The organism is Streptomyces sp. NPDC020884 (assembly GCF_044333935.1).
Taxonomy (GTDB): Bacteria; Actinomycetota; Actinomycetes; order Streptomycetales; family Streptomycetaceae; genus Streptomyces.
In genome coordinates, this window is record NZ_JBIRRY010000009.1 from 430,838 (window position 1) to 449,284 (window position 18,447).

Annotated in this window: 13 protein-coding genes; 11 read left to right on the forward strand and 2 right to left on the reverse strand. The window is 72.5% G+C overall.

The window, feature by feature from the left end; genetic code table 11:
* Nucleotides 1-250: 250 nt before the first annotated feature.
* The gene (locus ACH4UK_RS27635) at nt 251-4,207 is read left to right on the forward strand and encodes a glycosyltransferase (RefSeq protein ID WP_398360587.1); all 3,957 of its coding nucleotides are present in this window, start codon (nt 251-253) and stop codon (nt 4,205-4,207) included.
* Complete coding sequence (locus ACH4UK_RS27640; protein WP_398360589.1) at nt 4,204-5,742, forward strand: DUF5719 family protein; 1,539 nt, start codon at nt 4,204-4,206, stop codon at nt 5,740-5,742. The genes ACH4UK_RS27635 and ACH4UK_RS27640 overlap by 4 nt, the downstream gene beginning before the upstream one ends.
* Before the next feature lie 32 nt (nt 5,743-5,774).
* Here the strand turns inward: ACH4UK_RS27640 and ACH4UK_RS27645 are convergent, their stop codons facing one another.
* A complete protein-coding gene (locus ACH4UK_RS27645) occupies nt 5,775-6,203 on the reverse strand; it encodes a metallopeptidase family protein (protein WP_398360590.1) in 429 nt (142 codons plus the stop codon).
* Between the two features lie 462 nt (nt 6,204-6,665).
* On the opposite strand from ACH4UK_RS27645, the gene ACH4UK_RS27650 reads away from it, so the two are divergent.
* The 8 genes from ACH4UK_RS27650 to ACH4UK_RS27685 all read left to right on the forward strand — a co-directional run bounded on the left by ACH4UK_RS27650 (nt 6,666) and on the right by ACH4UK_RS27685 (nt 15,728).
* Nucleotides 6,666-7,043: a DUF3499 domain-containing protein gene (locus ACH4UK_RS27650; protein ID WP_398360592.1), complete on the forward strand. Its 378-nt coding sequence runs from the start codon at nt 6,666-6,668 to the stop codon at nt 7,041-7,043.
* A gap of 95 nt (nt 7,044-7,138) precedes the next feature.
* The gene (locus ACH4UK_RS27655) at nt 7,139-8,509 is read left to right on the forward strand and encodes a phosphomannomutase/phosphoglucomutase (protein WP_398360593.1); all 1,371 of its coding nucleotides are present in this window, start codon (nt 7,139-7,141) and stop codon (nt 8,507-8,509) included.
* Nucleotides 8,510-9,128: 619 nt separating this feature from the next.
* A complete protein-coding gene (locus ACH4UK_RS27660; protein ID WP_398360595.1) occupies nt 9,129-9,311 on the forward strand; it encodes a Trm112 family protein in 183 nt (60 codons plus the stop codon).
* A 193-nt stretch (nt 9,312-9,504) separates the two neighbouring features.
* Complete coding sequence (locus tag ACH4UK_RS27665) at nt 9,505-10,641, forward strand: SIS domain-containing protein (protein WP_398360597.1); 1,137 nt, start codon at nt 9,505-9,507, stop codon at nt 10,639-10,641.
* Between the two features lie 240 nt (nt 10,642-10,881).
* Entirely contained in the window at nt 10,882-12,057 is a 1,176-nt protein-coding gene (manA, locus tag ACH4UK_RS27670) for a mannose-6-phosphate isomerase, class I (RefSeq protein WP_398360598.1), read from the forward strand.
* Between the two features lie 87 nt (nt 12,058-12,144).
* Nucleotides 12,145-13,131 carry a cation diffusion facilitator family transporter gene (locus ACH4UK_RS27675; RefSeq protein WP_398360600.1) on the forward strand — a complete coding sequence of 329 codons (987 nt, stop codon included), beginning with the start codon at nt 12,145-12,147 and terminating at the stop codon, nt 13,129-13,131.
* 281 nt (nt 13,132-13,412) lie between these two features.
* Nucleotides 13,413-14,870 carry an adenosylhomocysteinase gene (ahcY, locus tag ACH4UK_RS27680; protein WP_398360602.1) on the forward strand — a complete coding sequence of 486 codons (1,458 nt, stop codon included), beginning with the start codon at nt 13,413-13,415 and terminating at the stop codon, nt 14,868-14,870.
* A gap of 189 nt (nt 14,871-15,059) precedes the next feature.
* Nucleotides 15,060-15,728, forward strand: coding sequence for a hypothetical protein (locus ACH4UK_RS27685; protein ID WP_398360604.1), 669 nt, complete (start codon nt 15,060-15,062; stop codon nt 15,726-15,728).
* On the opposite strand, the gene ACH4UK_RS27690 is transcribed toward ACH4UK_RS27685, so the two are convergent.
* Entirely contained in the window at nt 15,725-16,849 is a 1,125-nt protein-coding gene (locus tag ACH4UK_RS27690) for an RDD family protein (protein WP_398360606.1), read from the reverse strand. The two genes, ACH4UK_RS27685 and ACH4UK_RS27690, sit on opposite strands and share 4 nt — an antisense overlap.
* A 119-nt stretch (nt 16,850-16,968) precedes the next feature.
* Between ACH4UK_RS27690 and ACH4UK_RS27695 the strand changes: the two genes are divergently transcribed.
* Nucleotides 16,969-17,976 (forward strand): stage II sporulation protein M, encoded by a 1,008-nt coding sequence (locus ACH4UK_RS27695; protein ID WP_398360607.1) that lies wholly within the window; start codon nt 16,969-16,971, stop codon nt 17,974-17,976.
* The last annotated feature ends 471 nt before the right edge of the window (nt 17,977-18,447 follow it).

Sequence of the window (18,447 nt, forward strand, 5' to 3'; positions counted from 1 at the left end):
CGGCCCCCCACCTGCACCCTCCCGCCCCACCGCCCCGACGGCCCGGTTGCCGCCCCTCCCCAAGAGGGCGGCAACCGGGCCGTCGGCAGGTCCACACCCGGTCGCTTGACCCGCTCGGACCCCCGCCACCTGTCCGTACCGTTAGTGTGGGGCCCCGTCCGAGACGCGCCAACGCCCCGCCGGGGCGCGCGTGTACACCGATGCAGCCCCCGGGGACGCCCCCGGACCCGGCCGGAGGGCCCGTACCTCGATGTCCGTGCACAGCCACTCGGCGGCGCCGAACGCGGCCGCCGCCGCCCCAGAGTTCCCCCGGCACGTCGTCACCGCCGTGCTCGTCTCCCACGACGGCGCCCGCTGGCTGCCCGACGTGCTGGCCGGGCTGCTCGGGCAGGAACGCCCCGTACAGAACGTCGTCGCGGCCGACACCGGCAGCGCCGACGACTCGGCCCGGCTGGTCACCGAGGCGCTCGGCGGCGAACGCGTCCTGCACCTCGCACGCCGTACGAGCTTCGGCACGGCCGTCGACGAGGCGGCCCGCACGGCCGGTGTCCTGACCCCGGACGACCTGCCGTACCTCAAGCGCCCCAGCGGCTGGGACCCGGAGGGCCGGACCTGGGTCGACGAGAACTACGACCTTCCCGAGCTGCCGCACGGCGAACCGGTCCAGTGGCTCTGGCTGCTGCACGACGACTGCGCCCCCGAGCCGGACGCGCTCGCCGAGATGCTGCGCGTCGTGGACACCGACCGGCACGCCACGATCGTCGGACCCAAACTGCGCGGCTGGTACGACCGCAAGCAGTTGCTGGAAGTCGGCGTCTCCATCGCCAACAGCGGACGCCGCTGGACGGGTCTGGACCGCCGTGAGCAGGACCAGGGCCAGCACGACCAGGTCCGCACCGTCCTGTCCGTCTCCTCCGCCGGCATGCTCATCCGCCGCGACGTCTACGAGGAGCTCGGCGGCTTCGACCGCAGGCTCCCCCTGATGCGCGACGACGTCGACCTGTGCTGGCGCGCCCACCTCGCCGGGCACCGGGTCCTGATCGCCCCGGACGCCGTCCTGCGGCACGCCGAGGCCTCCGCCCGCGAGCGCCGCCCCATCGACTGCGCCGGCCGCTCGGTCGCCAGCCCGCACCGTGTCGACAAGGCGGGCGCGGCCTACACGATGCTCGTCAACGCCCGCGGCAAGGCCCTGCCCTGGGTCCTGCTCCGGCTCGTCGTCGGCACCCTGCTCCGTACCCTCGCCTACCTGGTCGGCAAGGTGCCGGGCCAGGCCCTCGACGAGGTCACCGGCCTGCTCGGCACCCTCCTGCGCCCCGGCCGCATCCTCGCCGCCCGCCGCAACCGCGGAAAGGGCGTCGTCGACGCCGCCGAGCTGCGCGCACTGTTCCCGCCGCCCGGCGCGACCCTCCGGGCCACCGTCGACCAGGTCGTGGGCAACTTCGGCGGCCGTACGGACGCCGACGCGGGCGGTTCACGGCACGGAGCCGTCGAATCCGGACCCGGCGGCGACGACGCCGACTTCCTCGAAGTCGACCAGTTCGCCCGCCTCAAGCGCATCGGCCGCAAGCCGGGCCCCGTGCTCTTCGCCCTGCTGCTCGTCGTCTCCCTCGTCGCCTGCCGCAACCTGCTCAGCGGCGGCGCACTGGCGGGCGGCGCGCTGCTGCCCGCCCCCGCCGAGGCCGGCGCGCTCTGGGAGCGGTACGCGGACGCCTGGCACACCGTCGGCACCGGCGGCACCCAGACCGCCCCGCCCTACCTCGCCCTGCTCGCCGCCCTGTCGGCCCTGTTCCTCGGCTCGACCGGGCTCGCCATCAGCGTGCTGCTGGTCTGCTCGATCCCGCTGGCCGGGCTCACCGCCTACTTCGCCTCCCGCCCGCTGCTGCCCTCCCGGCTGCTGCGGGCCTGGGCGAGCGTCGCGTACGCCTTCCTGCCCGCCGCGACCGGCGCCCTGGCCACCGGCCGCCTCGGCACCGCCGTCCTCCTCGTCCTGCTCCCGCTGATCGCCCGCGCGGGCGTCGCCGCCCACGGGCTGCGCGTGGACAGCGCGGCGGGGGAGCGCGGCAGCTGGCGCGCCACCTGGGCGTACACGCTGCTGCTGACCGTCACGATGGCGTTCACCCCGATCGTCTGGCCGCTGGCCGTGGCCCTCGGCCTCGGCGTGCTCGTGCTGCGACGCGGCGACATCACGGCGTACGGAATCCGCTTCGTCGCCGCCGTAGGCACCCCGGTGCTGGTCCTCGCCCCCTGGTCGCTGACCCTGCTGACGAGCCCGTCCGCCCTGCTGGCGGAAGCGGGCCTGGACATCGGTACGGGAGAGGCCTCGGGCCTCGACCTGCTCGGCATCAGCCCCGGCGGCCCCGGCGCGGCGGGCGGCATCCTGCTCCTCGGCATCGTGCTGGCCGCGCTGGCCGCCCTGCTGCGCGGGGAGCGGCAGTTCGCCGTCCGCACCGCCTGGGCGGTCGCGCTCGTCGGCTTCCTCTTCGCCGCCATCGCCAACGGATCCACCTGGGCCGGACCGGCCACCCTCGTCTACGGCACCGCCCTGATCGCCGCCGCCCTGGTGGGCGCGGACGGGGCCCGCATCCGGGTCGCCGAGCAGAGCTTCGGCTGGCGCCAGCCGGTCGCCGTGCTGATCGCGCTGGCCGCCGGACTGGCCCCGGCGCTGGCCGCGTTCAGCTGGATGATCGGCGGGGCGGACGGCCCGCTGGAGCGACGCGACCCCGTCCAGGTGCCCGCCTTCGTGGCGGAGGAGAGCAGCACCCGTGACCAGCCCCGCACGCTCGTCCTGGGCGGCACCTCGCCCGCCTCCGTGGCGTACAGCCTGGTCCGCGGCTCGGGCGCCCGCCTGGGCGACGGCGAACTGACCGAGGCGGGCGGCAGCAACAGCCACCTCGACAAGGTCGTCGCCAACCTCGTGGCCGGCTCCGGCGCCGACCAGGGCGGACAGCTCAGCGGCTTCGCGATCCGTTACGTCCTCGTCCGGGACGGAGCGCCGCGCCAGATGAGCCGCGTCCTCGACGCGACCCCCGGCCTCAGCCGCCTCAGCCAGCTCGACGGCAGCGCCCTGTGGCGGGTGGACCGCCAGGTCGCCCGCGTCATGATCACCCCCGCGTCCGGCGAGGGCGAGCACCTTCCGGTCGGCTCGGCGGCCGTCGAGGCCCACTCCGAGATCCCGTCCGGCGAGGCGGGCCGCGTGCTGCGGATCGCCGACGCCGCCGATCCGGGCTGGACTGCGACCCTGAACGGCAAGCCGCTGACCCGTAAGACCGTCGACGGCTGGGCCCAGGGCTTCGAGCTCCCCGCCGACGGCGGCCGCCTCGACCTCACCCACGACGCCCCGATCACGCACACCGCGTGGATCTGGGCGCAGGCCGGGCTCCTGATGGTCCTGGTGGTCATGGCGCTGCCGGGCCGCCGCCGGGAGATCGACGACGACCTGCCCGAGGAGGCGCCCGCCGTCGCCACGGAGCCGGTCGACGGCGAGGGCCGCCGCGCCCGCAGGCTGCGCGCCGCGGCCCAGGCCGAGTCGGCGGCCGCGGCAGAGGGGGCGGACGACGGCCACGGCACGGACGACGGCCACGGCACGGACGGCGGGCCGGACGCCGGCCCGGCCCGGGAGCCCGGCCACCCCGACGACCACGGCCACGACCCGTCGCGGGCCGTGGACCCCGGGGAGTACATCCCGGCGCAACAGTCCGCCGACCCGTACGCCGCGACCCCTCCGGCGCACGACCCGCAGGAGGCCACCGGCGGTTACGCGGCCGTCCCGCAGCCGCAGTACGGCGCGTACGCGCAGTGGGACGGGCAGCAGCAGCCGGACGCCGACTACTACGCGACGTACCAGGCGGACCCCTACACACAGCAACAGCAACAGCAGCAACAACAACAGGGCGCCGACTACCAGGGATACGGCGACCAGAGCGGCGCATACGGCGCGCAGGACCCCTACACGCAGCAGTACAACGACCAGGGCACGTACGGCGGGCAGGCCGCCTACAACGACCAGGGCGCGTACGACGAGTACGGCCAGTACGTCGGCGGCCAGTACCAGCAGCACCAGTACACCGACCCCGCCGCGTACACCGACCCCGCCCAGCAGCCCGCGCCCGATCAGCACCCCAACGAGAGCGGCGACCACGCCGACCCCCCGGCCCCGGGCCAGGCCCCGTGGCCGACCGGTAACGCATCGCGAGGCGAGTCCGAGTGAAGTCCACCCACCTGTCCCTGATCGCGGGCGCCGCCGTCCTGGCCGCCATCACCGGAATCGCCACGGTCACCGCGCCCGGCGCCCCGGCGGACACCGGGGCGAAGGCCGCGGCGCGCCTGCCCGTCGAGCGCTCCGGCCTGGTCTGCCCGGCGCCCAGCAACTCCGACCTCGCGGAGACGCAGTACACCTCGTTCACCCCGGCCGGGAAGGGCGGCGACGACAAGGCCGCCGCCGAGCTGAAGCCGGCCCTGCCGGTCGTGGACGACGAGGACGAGACCGACCCGAAGAAGGTCAAGAAGGCCGAGGAAGCCGCGAAGAAGGCGAAGGCGAAGGCCGACAAGCCGGTCCTGGCCGTGAAGGAGCCCGGCAAGCCGGTCGCCGCCGAGGCGGACGGCGCCGACGCCCCGGCCCTGATCGGCACGGCCACCGGCCGGCTGGCCCCCGGCTGGACCGCCCAGCAGACCACCAAGGTCACCACGGGCGGCGCCAGGGGGCTTCTCGGGGTCACCTGCACCACCCCCGACACGGACTTCTGGTTCCCGGGCGCGAGCACCGCGAAGTCCCACCAGGACTACCTCCACCTCACCAACCCCGAGGACTCCGCCGCCGTCGCCGACATCGAGCTGTACGGCCCCGAGGGCGCGCTCAAGTCCGACGTCGGCGACGGCATCACCGTGCCGGCCCGCTCCAGCGTCGCCCTTCTGCTGTCCACGCTCACCTCCGAGGCCGTCGACCAGCTGACCGCCCACGTCACCACCCGCTCGGGACGGATCGGGGCGGTTGTTATGAGCGCCGACGACAGCGCGGGCAGCGACTGGATCACCGCGTCCGACGACCCCTCCGGCACGCTCGTGCTGCCCGGCATCCCGGCCGACGCCACCTCCGTACAGCTGGTGGCGTTCGCGCCCGGCGAGGACGACGCGGACGTGAAGGTCCAGCTGATGGGGAAGAACGCGACGTTCTCCCCGGCCGGAAACGCCACGCTGCACATCAAGTCCTCGATGACGGCGGCCGTCGACCTCAAGAACGTCACCCGCGACGAGCCGGGCTCCCTGCGCCTGACCCCCGTGCAGAAGAACCGGGCGACGCCGATCGTGGCGGCGCTGCGCGTGGTCCGCGGCAAGGGCGACCAGCAGGAGGTCGCCTACATCCCGGCCACCGGACCGGTCGGCGCACGGGCGAGCGTCCCGGACAACCGGGCCAAGGGCTCGACGCTGTCGCTGACCGCGCCGGGCGCCACGGCCAAGGTGAAGGTCACCGCGTCGGCGGGCAGCGGCGGCGGCGAACCGTCCGTGGAGACGTACACGGTCAAGGCCGGCACGACCCTCGCCGTCACCCCGAAGGCCCCGGCCGGGCTCAAGGGCGCCTACGCGCTGACCGTCGAGACGACCTCGGGCGGCCCGGTCCACGCGTCGCGCTCCCTGGCGTTCACGTCGGGCGGCGTCCAGATGTTCACCGTGCAGACCCTGCCCGACGACGGGGGCACGGTGGAGGTCCCGTCGGCCCGCCAGGACCTCTCGGTCCTGGACGACTGAGAACGCGCCCCGCGGTCCGCCCCCGGAGGGCCCTAGTCCTGCCCGTACCGGGGGTCGACCGACTCGGGGGCCAGCCCCAGAAGCTCGGCGACCTGCTCGACGACGACCTCGTGCACGAGCAGGGCGCGCTCGTCGCGGCTCTTGGTGCGGATCTCGACGGGCCGCCGGTAGACGACGATCTGCGCGGGCCGCCCCTTCTCCGCGGACACGGCGCTGCCGAGCGGAACGATCTCCTCCGGGGTGCCCGGCACATCGAGGACGACGAAGTCGACCTCGGCCAGCTGGGGCCAGCGCCGTTCCAGCCGCTCCACCGAGTCCTGGACCAGATCACGGAAGCTCTCCCCCCGGCTGGCCGACAACGGCACCTGCGGCGGTGCGACCGGCCCGCGCATACCGCGGCCATGGCGGTCACGGCGCCGGGGCCGCGGTTCGAACGGGTGGGGAGGTACGGAGCTGTCCATCACCGACGCAGCGTAACGCTCCGGGGACCGGGCCGATCGGGGAGACGACGCGGCCGGCCGGGTGGGAACGGGAAGAAGACGGAACCGACGGGACCGACGGGACCGACGGGCGCGACGGGCGCGACGGGCGCATCGCGCAACCAACCAACCAACGGACCGACTGACCGGCCAGACAAGGGACACAGCGCACGCACCCGCTTCCGGATGTCCGCAGTTGAACATTTAGGCCAAGGTTGAGCCCCTTTCAGGCCCGTAATCCGATCATCGCCGGCCCACCCGCCGCCGCGATCCACCCCCGCCCGCGACCGGCGCGACCACGGTGCGACAACCGCCTCCCGCCCAGGCGCAGGTCAGAGCAGCAGCCCGGAACGCCGCCGTGCCGCAGGTCACAGGGCGACACGGTGGGGTGAGCCGAGGGAGTGTCGTCGCAGCCCGCTCAAGAGTGCGGTACCGTCCAACATCGTGAGCCCTGTACGTCGCTGTTCGCGCACCGCGTGCGGCCGCCCTGCCGTCGCGACACTGACGTACGTCTATGCCGATTCGACTGCGGTCCTCGGCCCGCTCGCCACCTACGCCGAGCCCCACTGTTACGACCTCTGCGCCGAACACAGTGAGCGGCTTACCGCGCCACGAGGCTGGGAAGTGGTGCGGCTCACCGACGGCTCCGCACCCGCGCACCCCAGCGGTGACGACCTCGAGGCACTGGCCAACGCGGTCCGCGAGGCGGCACGCCCGCAGGACCGGGGCCCGGGAGGCGGGGGCCGGGGACCCTATGCCGCCGACCCGGTGGAAGTGGCCCGCCGGGGTCATCTACGGGTACTGCGCTCACCCGACTCCTGAGGCAGCTTCCTGCGGCCGCTTCCCGAGGCCGAATCCTGAGGCACTGACCGGCCGGGTAGTTTGGGCGGTCCGCAAAGACCCCAGGAGGACCGGCCGTGGTTGCTGATCTGTCGCAGCTCGTGAAGGCGTACGACGTGCGCGGAGTGGTGCCCGACCAGTGGGACGAGTCGCTGGCCGAACTCTTCGGAGCCGCGTTCGTCCAGGTCACGGCCGCCGACGCGATCGTGGTCGGCCACGACATGCGCCCCACGTCACCGAGCCTGTCCGGAGCCTTCGCCCGGGGCGCGGCGGCCCGGGGCGCGGACGTCACGCTGATCGGCCTCTGCTCGACGGACCAGCTGTACTACGCGTCGGGGGCACTGGACCTCCCCGGGGCGATGTTCACGGCCTCGCACAACCCGGCGCAGTACAACGGCATCAAGATGTGCCGGGCGGGGGCTGCCCCGGTCGGTCAGGACACCGGCCTGGCCGAGATCCGCACGCTGGTCGAGCAGTGGTCGGAGGGCGCTCCGCAGCCGCCGGCGGCCGCCACCCCCGGCACGATCGCCGACCGCGACACCCTCACCGACTACGCGGCCCACCTCCTCGGCCTGGTCGACCTCGGGGCGATCAGGCCCCTCAAGGTCGTGGTCGACGCGGGCAACGGCATGGGAGGCCACACGGTCCCCACGGTCTTCGAGGACCTCCCGCTCGACCTCGTCCCCATGTACTTCGAGCTGGACGGCACCTTCCCCAACCACGAGGCCAACCCCCTCGACCCCAAGAACATCGTCGACCTGCAGGCCCGCGTCCTCGCCGAGGGCGCCGATCTCGGCCTCGCCTTCGACGGCGACGCGGACCGCTGCTTCGTCGTCGACGAGCGGGGCGCGGGCGTCTCCCCGTCCGCGATCACGGCCCTGGTAGCCGCCCGCGAGCTGGCCCGCAACGGCGGCGAGGGCATCGTCATCCACAACCTGATCACCTCCTGGTCCGTCCCGGAGGTGGTCCGCGAGAACGGCGGCACCCCGGTCCGCACCCGGGTCGGCCACTCCTTCATCAAGACGGAGATGGCGGAGCACGGCGCGATCTTCGGCGGCGAACACTCGGCGCACTACTACTTCCGCGACTTCTGGAACGCCGATACGGGCATGCTCGCGGCCCTCCACGTACTCGCCGCACTCGGCGGCCAGCAGAAGCCGCTCTCCGAGCTGGTCGCGGAGTACGACCGGTACACCGGCTCCGGCGAGATCAACTCCACCGTCACCGACCAGTCCGCGAGCCTCACCCAGGTCAGGGCGGTCTACGGCACCCGCGAAGGCATCACCTTCGACGACCTGGACGGCCTCACGGTCACGGCCGCCGACTGGTGGTTCAACCTCCGCGCCTCGAACACGGAGCCCCTGCTGCGCCTGAACGTGGAGGCGAGGGACGAGGAGACGATGACGGCGGTACGCGACGAGGTCCTGGGCCTGATCCGCACGGTGTGACAGGCGAGGCCTCAGGCGCCGCCGGCACCGCTTTCCCGGACCTTCGGCAGCCTGACACCCCCGCTCTTTCCAGTCTGGAACCTGCGGTGGCTCTGAGGCCCGCCCTGTCCAGTCCGGAACCTGCGGTGGCTGTGAGGCCCGCTCTTTCCAGTCCCGAACCTTCGGTGGCCTTGAGGCCGGCCCATTCCAGTTCCGAACCTCCTGCGGTCGCTTGAGGCCCGCCCTCTCCAGTCTCGAACCTCGGTGGCTCTGAGGCCCGCCCATTCCAGCCCCGAACCTCCGGCGGCCTGAAGCCCGCCCATTTCAGCCCCTCCGGCGTTTGAGGAGCGGGGTCCGGGGCGGAGCCCCGGTTACGGGAAGGGGCGGGGCGGGGAGAAGCCCGCCGCAGGCGCCCCACCCCCGCGTCCTCCGCCGCAGGCGCCCCGCCCCCCCACGACCTCCGCCCAGGCACCCACCCACCCCCACTCCGCGAGTCCCACGGATCCACCGATCCACCCCTCCCCCCTCCATCCCCCGTTTCCCACCCCCGGGCCAGGCCGCGCCCCCTCCACCCCGGCGGTAGGCTGACGACGCCTGATCCACGCGGATCGGAACTCGCATGCTCGAAGGGACTCACCCCATGGCGCTCGAAGCCGGCCTCCTGGAGATCCTGGCCTGCCCGGCCTGCCACTCCCCGCTCGACGACCGTTCGGCGGCCGACAGCCCCGAGCTGGTCTGCACCGGCGACGACTGCGGCTTGGCCTACCCGGTCCGGGACGGCATCCCGGTCCTGCTCGTCGACGAGGCCCGCCGCCCCGTCTGACCGCGAGCGACGCGTGTGTAGGGGTACGGGCACGGGCACGGCACCGCACGACAGCCGGTCCGCCCGACCGCAGCCGGGCCGGCCGGACCGTTCGGCACCCGGCCCGGCCCAGCGGCCACACCACCGAACCCACCCCACCCCCACCCCCGCTTTCGCAGCCCGCACCCCACCCGGTGATCGGAGGCCCACCGCCATGCTCGACGAGTCCTTGCTCGACGCCCCGGAAGCCCTGGCCCGAGCCGACCGCCGCGATCTGCTGCGCGGCGCCGCCGAGGCCGGAGCCCGGGTCCGTACCGCCGCCCGGCACGCCGCCGAGGCGGGCATCGGCGCCCTGGCCCCCGAGGGCCGCCCCCGCGCCGTCCTCGTCGCGGGCCCCGGCACCGCCGCGTCCGGCGTCGCCGACCTGATCGGCGCACTGGCGGGCGCGGCCGCCCCCGTCGCACGCATCCACCCCACGGGCGTCGCCCCCGCCCCAGGCGCCCTCCGCTGGACCCTGCCCGGCTGGGCCGGATCCGTGGACCTCCTCCTCATCGCGACAGCCGACGGGTCCGAACCGGGCCTCGCCCTGCTCGCCGAGCAGGCCTACCGCCGCGGCTGCACCGTCGTCGCCGTCGCCCCCGTCAGCTCCCCGCTGCGCGAGGCGGTCGACGGGGTGCACGGTCTGGTCGTCCCGATGGCGGCCGCCCCGCACGGTGAGTACGACGCGGAGACCTCCGCCGCCGGCCCCGGCACACTGTGGGCCCTGCTCACGCCGCTGCTGGCGCTCCTGGACCGGGTCGGCCTGGTGACCGCGCCGCCCGAGGACCTGCAGAAGGTGGCGGACCGCCTGGACCGCACCGCGGAACGCTGCGGCCCGACCATCGCCACGTACAGCAACCCGGCCAAGACGCTCGCCGCCGAGCTCGCCGACAGCCTGCCGCTGCTGTGGACGGAGGGCGAGGCCGCAGGCCCGGTGGGACGCCGCTTCGCCGCCGTACTGTCCGAGCTCGCCGGCCGCCCCGCCCTGGCCGCGGCACTGCCCGAGGCGCTGCCCTCGCACGGCACGCTCCTCGCCGGGGACTTCGCGGCGGGCGCGGACCCCGATGACTTCTTCCGCGACCGGGTCGACGAGGGCGAGACGCTGAGAGCCCGGGTCGTCCTGCTCCGGAACCGCCCGACCGGAGGCCTCAGCGCCTACCCGGCGGCCCGGGAACTGGCGCTCGGCCACGACACGCCTGTCAGCGAACTGGAACCGGACGAGGGCAGCGAGTTGGAAGCCGTGGCCGAACTGCTCGCGATCACCGACTTCGCGGCGGTCTACCTGTCGCTGGCCTCGGCCCCGCAGCCCTGACAGAAGAACACGCAGAAGCGCACGAACACCGCAAGAAGCCCACCCACAGAGAATCCCCACACGTCCACAGCCACACCGCTCCACCGCCGCACCGCTCCACCTCACCGCCCCACCACCTCACCGTCCCACCCCCATCCCCTCACCCCCCAGCCACCCCCACGACGCCAGGACCTCACGTAACCCTGATACCCCTGGTGACACACCCACCCCACCCACCCCGCCCCACCCGAGGACGACTTCATGGACCGGCTGTCCAACACCGTGCGCCCCTACGCCTGGGGATCCACCACGGCCATTCCCGCCCTGCTCGGCATCGCGCCCACCGGCGAACCGCAGGCCGAGATGTGGATGGGCGCCCACCCCGGAGCTCCCTCGCGCATCACCCGTATCACCGCGGCCGGTGAGACGGAGCTGGCCCTCACCGAGGCCATCGACGCCGACCCGGAGGGGGAGCTCGGCGCACCCGCGGTCGCCCGGTTCGGCCCCCGCCTCCCCTTCCTCCTGAAGCTCCTCGCCGCCGGCGCCCCCCTCTCCCTCCAGGTCCACCCGAACCTGGACCAGGCCCGCGAGGGTTACGCCGACGAAGAGGCCCGGGGCGTCCCGATCGACGCCCCGCACCGCACCTACAAGGACGCGAACCACAAGCCCGAACTGATCTGCGCTCTCACTCCCTTCGACGGACTGTGCGGCTTCCGCCGGCCCAACGAGGCGGCGGACGCCATGGAGGCGCTGGGAGTCGACTCCCTCAAGCCGTACGTGGACCTCCTCCGCGCCCACCCCGAGGAGGCCGCCCTCCGCGAGGTGCTCACGGCGATCCTCGGTGCCGAGACGACGGAGATGGCCGAGACCGTGACGGAGGCGGCGGCCGCCGCGACCCGTCTCGGCGGCGCCCACGCCCCGTACGCCCGGATCGCCCACCACTTCCCCGGCGACCCCGGGGTGTTGGCCGCGATGCTGCTGAACTACGTACAACTCCAGCCCGGCGAAGCCCTGTTCCTCGGCGCAGGCGTCCCGCACGCCTACCTCGACGGCCTCGGCGTCGAGATCATGGCCAACTCGGACAACGTCCTGCGCTGCGGCCTGACCCCCAAGCACATCGACGTCCCCGAACTCCTGCGGATCGTCCGCTTCGAGGCCACCGAACCCGGCGTGCTGCGCCCGGAGGCGGCCCCGTCGGGCGAGGAGCTCTACGAGACCCCCGCCGGCGAGTTCGCCCTGTCCCGCTACACCCTCGCGGCCGGGGCGGCCCCCACCGAAGTGACCGCCCCGACCCCCCAGATCCTGCTCTGCACGGCGGGCGCGGTCCAGGTCGGCGAACTCGCCCTCGGCCCGGGGGAGTCCGTCTACGTTCCGGCCGGCGAGACGGCCGAGGCAGCGGGAGCGGGAACACTCTTCCGGGCCACCGTGGCGGCCTGACCCACGAACCGTCCCGACGGCTGCAACAATGTGCCGCCTTACCGCGGCGGCACGTGCCGCGCACCGACGAAGGGATACCACGCACTCATGAGCGCGTCAGGCGGAACCAAGGCGATCGTGGCGGCACTCGTCGCCAACCTCTCGATCGCCGTGGCCAAATTCGTAGCGTTCCTCTTCAGTGGTTCCTCGTCGATGCTCGCGGAGAGCGTCCACTCGCTCGCCGACTCGGGCAACCAGGGACTCCTGCTGCTCGGCGGCAAGAAGGCGAAGCGCGAAGCCACTCCCCAGCACCCCTTCGGCTACGGGCGCGAGCGCTACATCTACGCGTTCCTCGTCTCCATCGTCCTCTTCTCGGTCGGTGGCATGTTCGCGGTGTACGAGGGCTACGAGAAGATCAAGCACCCGCACGAGATCGAGGCCTGGTACTGGCCGGTCGGGGTGCTGATCTTCGCGATCATCGCCGAGATCTTCTCCTTCCGTACGGCGATCGTCGAGTCCAACCAGACCCGCGGCGACCGCTCCTGGACCGAGTTCGTCCGCCGGTCCAAGGCGCCCGAGCTGCCGGTCGTGCTGCTGGAGGACCTCGGCGCGCTCGTCGGCCTGGTCCTGGCGCTCGCGGGCGTCGGCCTGGCCCTCGGCACCGGCAACGGCGTCTGGGACGGCATCGGCACCCTCTGCATCGGCATCCTGCTGATCGTCATCGCGATCGTTCTGGCCGTCGAGACGAAGTCCCTCCTGCTCGGCGAGTCCGCCGGCATCGAGGACGTCGAGAAGATCAAGGCGTCCGTGGTGGACGGTGACACCGTCACCGGCATCATCCACATGCGCACCCTCCACCTCGGCCCCGAGGAGCTGCTGGTCGCCGCCAAGATCGCGGTGCGGCACGACGAGACCGCGACCGAGGTCGCCAACGCCATCAACGCCGCCGAGAACCGCATCCGTGAAGCGGTCCCGATCGCCCGGGTCATCTACCTGGAGCCGGACATCTTCAACGCGGACGCCGCCGCGGCCGGAACGAACCCGGGCAAGACGCTCGACGGCCCGCCCGACGCCCCGAGCGACGCCGGCCACTGAGCAGCCCCACCACCCACCACCCTCGACCGGCCCGGTGACCCCTCACACACGCCCCTCGCCAGGAGCGGGCTGGGGCTCACTGGGCCGTTCGGTGTAGATTCGTCTACAGATGACAGACGTCGCTGCTGATGGCGGTCGACCGGCGCGCGAGAGCGAGCCGGGCGAGGGACAGAAGGCCTCCGACGGACTGCACTGCGAACGGCCGGGCACGTGTCAGCCCGCCGCCCCGCGGAGTCAGCCCAGACAGACCACCCTCGACCCATCACGAGGAGCAGCCCGTTATGACGACGGCCACCCACCACCAGGACTTCAAGGTCGCCGACCTCTCCCTCGCCGCTTTCGGGCGCAAGGAGCTCACGCTCGCCGAGCACGAGATGCCCGGCCTGATGTCGATCCGCAAGGAGTACGCCGCCGCTCAGCCGCTGGCCGGCGCCCGGATCACCGGCTCGCTGCACATGACCGTGCAGACGGCCGTGCTCATCGAGACCCTCGTCGCCCTGGGCGCCGAGGTCCGCTGGGCCTCCTGCAACATCTTCTCCACCCAGGACCACGCCGCCGCGGCCATAGCCGTCGGCCCGAACGGCACTCCGGAAGCGCCCGCGGGCGTCCCGGTCTTCGCCTGGAAGGGCGAGACGCTGGAGGAGTACTGGTGGTGCACGGAGCAGGCGCTGACCTGGCCGAACACCCCCACCGGCGGCCCGAACATGATCCTTGACGACGGTGGCGACGCCACCCTCCTCGTCCACAAGGGCGTCGAGTTCGAGAAGGCCGGCGCCGCCCCGGACCCGTCGACCGCGGACAGCGAGGAGTACGCCTACATCCTCACCCTGCTGAACCGCACCCTCGGCGAGGCCCCGCAGAAGTGGACCCAGCTCGCGTCCGAGATCCGCGGTGTCACCGAGGAGACGACGACGGGCGTGCACCGCCTGTACGAGATGCACCGCGAAGGTTCCCTCCTGTTCCCCGCGATCAACGTGAACGACGCGGTGACCAAGTCGAAGTTCGACAACAAGTACGGCTGCCGCCACTCCCTCATCGACGGCATCAACCGCGCCACCGACGTCCTGATCGGCGGCAAGACCGCCGTCGTCCTCGGCTACGGCGACGTGGGCAAGGGCTGCGCGGAGTCCCTGCGCGGCCAGGGCGCCCGGGTGATCATCACGGAGATCGACCCGATCTGCGCGCTCCAGGCAGCGATGGACGGCTACCAGGTGGCCACGCTGGACGACGTCGTGGAGCAGGCGGACATCTTCGTCACCACGACGGGCAACAAGGACATCATCATGGCCACGGACATGGCCCGGATGAAGCACCAGGCGATCGTCGGTAACATCGGCCACTTCGACAACGAGATCGACATGGCCGGCCTCGCGAAGATCGACGGCATCGTCAAGGACGAGGTCAAGCCCCAGGTCCACACCTGGAAGTTCCCCGACGGCAAGGTCCTCATCGTCCTGTCCGAGGGCCGCCTCCTCAACCTGGGCAACGCGACCGGACACCCGTCCTTCGTGATGTCCAACAGCTTCGCTGACCAGACCCTCGCGCAGATCGAGCTGTTCACGAAGCCCGAGGAGTACCCGACCGACGTGTACGTGCTGCCCAAGCACCTGGACGAGAAGGTCGCCCGTCTCCACCTCGACGCCCTGGGCGTCAAGCTCACGACGCTGCGCCCCGAGCAGGCGGCGTACATCGGTGTAGAGGTGGCGGGCCCGTACAAGCCCGACCACTACCGCTACTGATCCGCCTGTCGGCCACTGATCCACCTGCGGCCACTGATCCACACCCGGCGTCCGGGAAGCCGGCTTCCCGGACGCCCCGTGTGGATCAGGACCCTCAGCAGCAGATCCGAGTGCAGGCCCCCGCACCCCCGTGTCGGGGGCCTGCTCCCGTTACCGCCCGCGCACAGCCCGAGGAACCCGAAGGACCCCATGCCCCGCGGCAGGTATTCGCTCCACGACCTTCACGATCACACCCCCCTCGGCGAAGAACACTTCCACTGCGCCCCCGGCCCCTCCGGCTGGCGCTACGTCTCCCAGACCACGTCCCCGTCCGGAGACCACCTCGGCTCCGTCGACCTCGCCCTGGACGAGCTGGGCCGGCCCATCCGCCTCGAACTCCACGCCGCGAGCTGGCAGGTGCGAGGAGCTGCGCTGGAAGGGGTCACTTGGGTCCGGACCGACCCGACCGGCAGCCACGCCACCGAAGGCAACGTCCGTGCCCACACCTTCGCCGGCACATCCCCCGCGTTCCTCGTCGCCCTGACCCGTCTCCTGCGCCTCACCCCCGATTCCCCCACGACCCGCGTCCGCGTGGTCACCTTCACGGACCCGGTCCTGGCGCCCCGGACCTCCGACCAGTCCTGGGCTCTGGTGAACAGTGAAGCGCACGCCACTGACAACGGCCCCCTGATCGTGGACGAATACCAGGTCAGCGCCCTGGACACCGGCGAACAGCACACCGTCCACATCGCCGGTGACGTGGTCCTCGCGGCGCCGGGCATCGAACTCGAACACCTGGAAACACCTCCGTCCCCCCGCGCCTCCACCACCGCGGCCGACGAGGACGCATCACCCGCGTCGGGGCCGGACGCCCTCTAGCCGGGCGGAGCGAACCCGGCCGAGGGAGCATCGCCGCGCCGCTGCTCGTGAGCCCCGCCGATACCGCCCCCCGCCCCGGCGCCTCCGCCGACCCCACCGGCCTCGGCGTACCCCTCGGATCCAGCAGGCGTCGGAGCTCCAAGACTCCAACCGTGCCCGGCAGCCGCACCCGCCGCACCCGGCCCGCCAGCTACACCCGGCCCGGAGGCAACGACCGGCACAACGGGCGCGGTGGCCACTCCCGCTACTCCTGCCACTCCCGCCCCACCCGGTCCGGCAGCCCCTCCCGTAACTCCCGCCCCGGCAGTCCCAGCAGTCCCGCCAGGTCCGGCCGCCCAGGCCCCGGACGCTACGTGCCCCTCGGCCCGAGGCCCGGCGAACACCCGCCGCGCATCCCGTGCCTGCCGCTCATGAACCACCGCGGCCAGGAACGCGGCCGCAGGGACGCCCTGCGGCACGGCCGCTCCTGTCCGTGCGACCAGTTCACCGGCCAGCCGCTCCGCGATCGAACGACCCACGCCGGGATCCAGCTGCTGCATCCGCGTCAGGTACTGACGCATCGCGAGCCAGAGTTCGTCCGGCACCGCCGACAGATCGAGCTGTGCGAACCTGCCGACCAGCCAGGGCGGAGGAGGCGGCACGGCGACGGACCGGCCCGTCGCCGCGACCCGTTCCCGGATCACCAGCGTCCCGGCGAACACATCACCGAGCCGGCGCCCCCGCGCCGACACCAGGGACGCGATGGAGGCCACGGCGCCGAACGTCATGAGGATCTCGACGAGACCCATGGCCCCCCGCACGAGCGCGTGCCGGAACCGGATCGGCCCACCGTCGTCCCGGACCACCCGCAGCCCACAGGCGAGTTTCCCCAGGGAGCGGCCATGGCTCAGCGTCTCCACCGCGACCGGACCGCCGATCAGGATCAACAGGAACGAGGCGACCCCGATCGCCGCGACGGCGGCCTCGTCCAGGGAAACGGAAGCGATGCCCAGCAGGACCGAGACCAGGATGAAAACGGCGAACGTCACCGCCAGATCGATGGCCGAGGCCAGAGCCCGGCTCGGCAGCCGCGCGGGCCTCAACCCCAGAACGACCGCGTCCCCGGTCACCAGCTCACTCATCGGGCCCCACCCTTCGCCGACCTTCTCTGCCCCGGACGGGCCCAGTCTGCCAAGCTGACCGGCAGCGCGCCGCAGTAGTACGGACCCGTACGCCCCCTTGCCTGGAGCAACAGCCGCCCATGGACCTCGACGTCTTCGTCACCGCCCACCGCACGGAGTGGGACCGCCTCGAACATCTCCTGCGCCGCGGGCGCCGCCTCACAGGCGCGGAAGCGGACGAACTCGTCGTCCTCTACCAGCGCACGGCGACCCACCTCTCGCTGATCCAGTCGAGCAGCCCCGACCCTCTGCTCACCGGCCGCCTCACCCAGCTCGTGGCCCGCGCCCGGTCGACGGTGACCGGCGCGCGCAAGGCCTCCTGGCGGGACGCGGCGCGATTCCTCACCGTGGGGTTTCCCGCCGCCGTCTACCGCTCGCGCCATTGGTGGGTTCCCACGGCGGTGCTCTCGACGGCGCTGGCGGCCCTGCTGGGCTGGTGGATCGGCACTCACCCCGAAGTCCAGGCCGCGATCGCCGCCCCGGAAGACCTGCGGGCGATGACCCGGCCGGGCGGGGAGTACGAGACCTACTACTCCAGCCATCCGGCGGCGTCGTTCGCGGCACAGGTGTGGACGAACAACGCTCAGGCCGCGGCCATGTGCCTGGTCCTGGGGGCGTTCCTCTGCATACCGGTGATCTGGATCCTCTTCCTCAACATGCTCAACCTCGGCGTCGGCATAGGCCTGATGTCCTCCGCGGGCCGGCTCGACGTCTTCCTCGGCCTGGTGCTTCCCCACGGTCTGCTCGAACTGACCGCGGTGTTCGTCGCCGCCGGTACGGGACTACGCCTCGGTTGGACCGTGGTCGACCCCGGCCCCCTGTCACGCCGGACCGCTCTCGCCCAGCAGGGCCGGGCCGCACTGGGCATGGCCATCGGCCTGGCCCTGGTCCTGTTCGTCTCCGGCCTCATCGAAGGCTTCGTGACCCCGTCCGGCCTCCCGACCTGGGCCCGGATCACCATCGGCATCGTCGCTGAGCTGGCCTTTCTCGCGTACGTCTACGTCTTGGGCGGCCGCGCGGCGCGTGCCGGCGACACGGGTGACCTCTCGGCGGTCGAACGCAGCGCCGAACTTCCCACCGCAGCCTGACCGCCGATGTGCTTCCACCCCCGCTGAGCTGCTAGTGTCCTCCTCGCCCACAAAAACCGTTGACACGGCAGATGTGGGGAGGTAGATTCAAACGGTTGCCTCGGACTAGACAGGTTCGAGTTGAGCGCGTAGTGTCTACTCCGCTCGTGCAGGAGTTCTTGTTAGCTCCGCCGGGCCACATGATTCTCCTTTCTCAAGTTCACTGGGTCGTTCGTTTTGACCCGTGACTTTCTGATAAAGTCGGATCCGCCGAAAGGCAAGGCCATTCGACAGGCCGCCGGAATTCACTTACGGACCGGAAACGGAACGTAAATGAGTCTGGTAAAGTCGGACTCGCCGGAAAGGGAAAACGCGAAAGCGAAGAACCTGGAAAGCAAAAACTGCTTGACCCGCTTCGGCCGGGAATCGGACGCGAAAGAGTCTGATAGAGTCGGAAACGCAAGAACGAAGGGAAGCGCCCGGAGGGCCCCG

Bases quoted from the DNA above. Each gene is read 5' to 3' on its own strand.
- ACH4UK_RS27660 (WP_398360595.1), top strand. From the start codon at position 9,129: ATGGCGCTCGAAGCCGGCCTCCTGGAGATCCTGGCCTGCCCGGCCTGC.
- ACH4UK_RS27665 (WP_398360597.1), top strand. From the start codon at position 9,505: ATGCTCGACGAGTCCTTGCTCGACGCCCCGGAAGCCCTGGCCCGAGCC.
- ACH4UK_RS27690 (WP_398360606.1), bottom strand. From the start codon at position 16,849: ATGAGTGAGCTGGTGACCGGGGACGCGGTCGTTCTGGGGTTGAGGCCC.
- ACH4UK_RS27645 (WP_398360590.1), bottom strand. From the start codon at position 6,203: ATGGACAGCTCCGTACCTCCCCACCCGTTCGAACCGCGGCCCCGGCGC.
- ACH4UK_RS27685 (WP_398360604.1), top strand. From the start codon at position 15,060: ATGCCCCGCGGCAGGTATTCGCTCCACGACCTTCACGATCACACCCCC.
- ACH4UK_RS27695 (WP_398360607.1), top strand. From the start codon at position 16,969: ATGGACCTCGACGTCTTCGTCACCGCCCACCGCACGGAGTGGGACCGC.
- ACH4UK_RS27675 (WP_398360600.1), top strand. From the start codon at position 12,145: ATGAGCGCGTCAGGCGGAACCAAGGCGATCGTGGCGGCACTCGTCGCC.
- ACH4UK_RS27635 (WP_398360587.1), top strand. From the start codon at position 251: ATGTCCGTGCACAGCCACTCGGCGGCGCCGAACGCGGCCGCCGCCGCC.
- manA (WP_398360598.1), top strand. From the start codon at position 10,882: ATGGACCGGCTGTCCAACACCGTGCGCCCCTACGCCTGGGGATCCACC.
- ahcY (WP_398360602.1), top strand. From the start codon at position 13,413: ATGACGACGGCCACCCACCACCAGGACTTCAAGGTCGCCGACCTCTCC.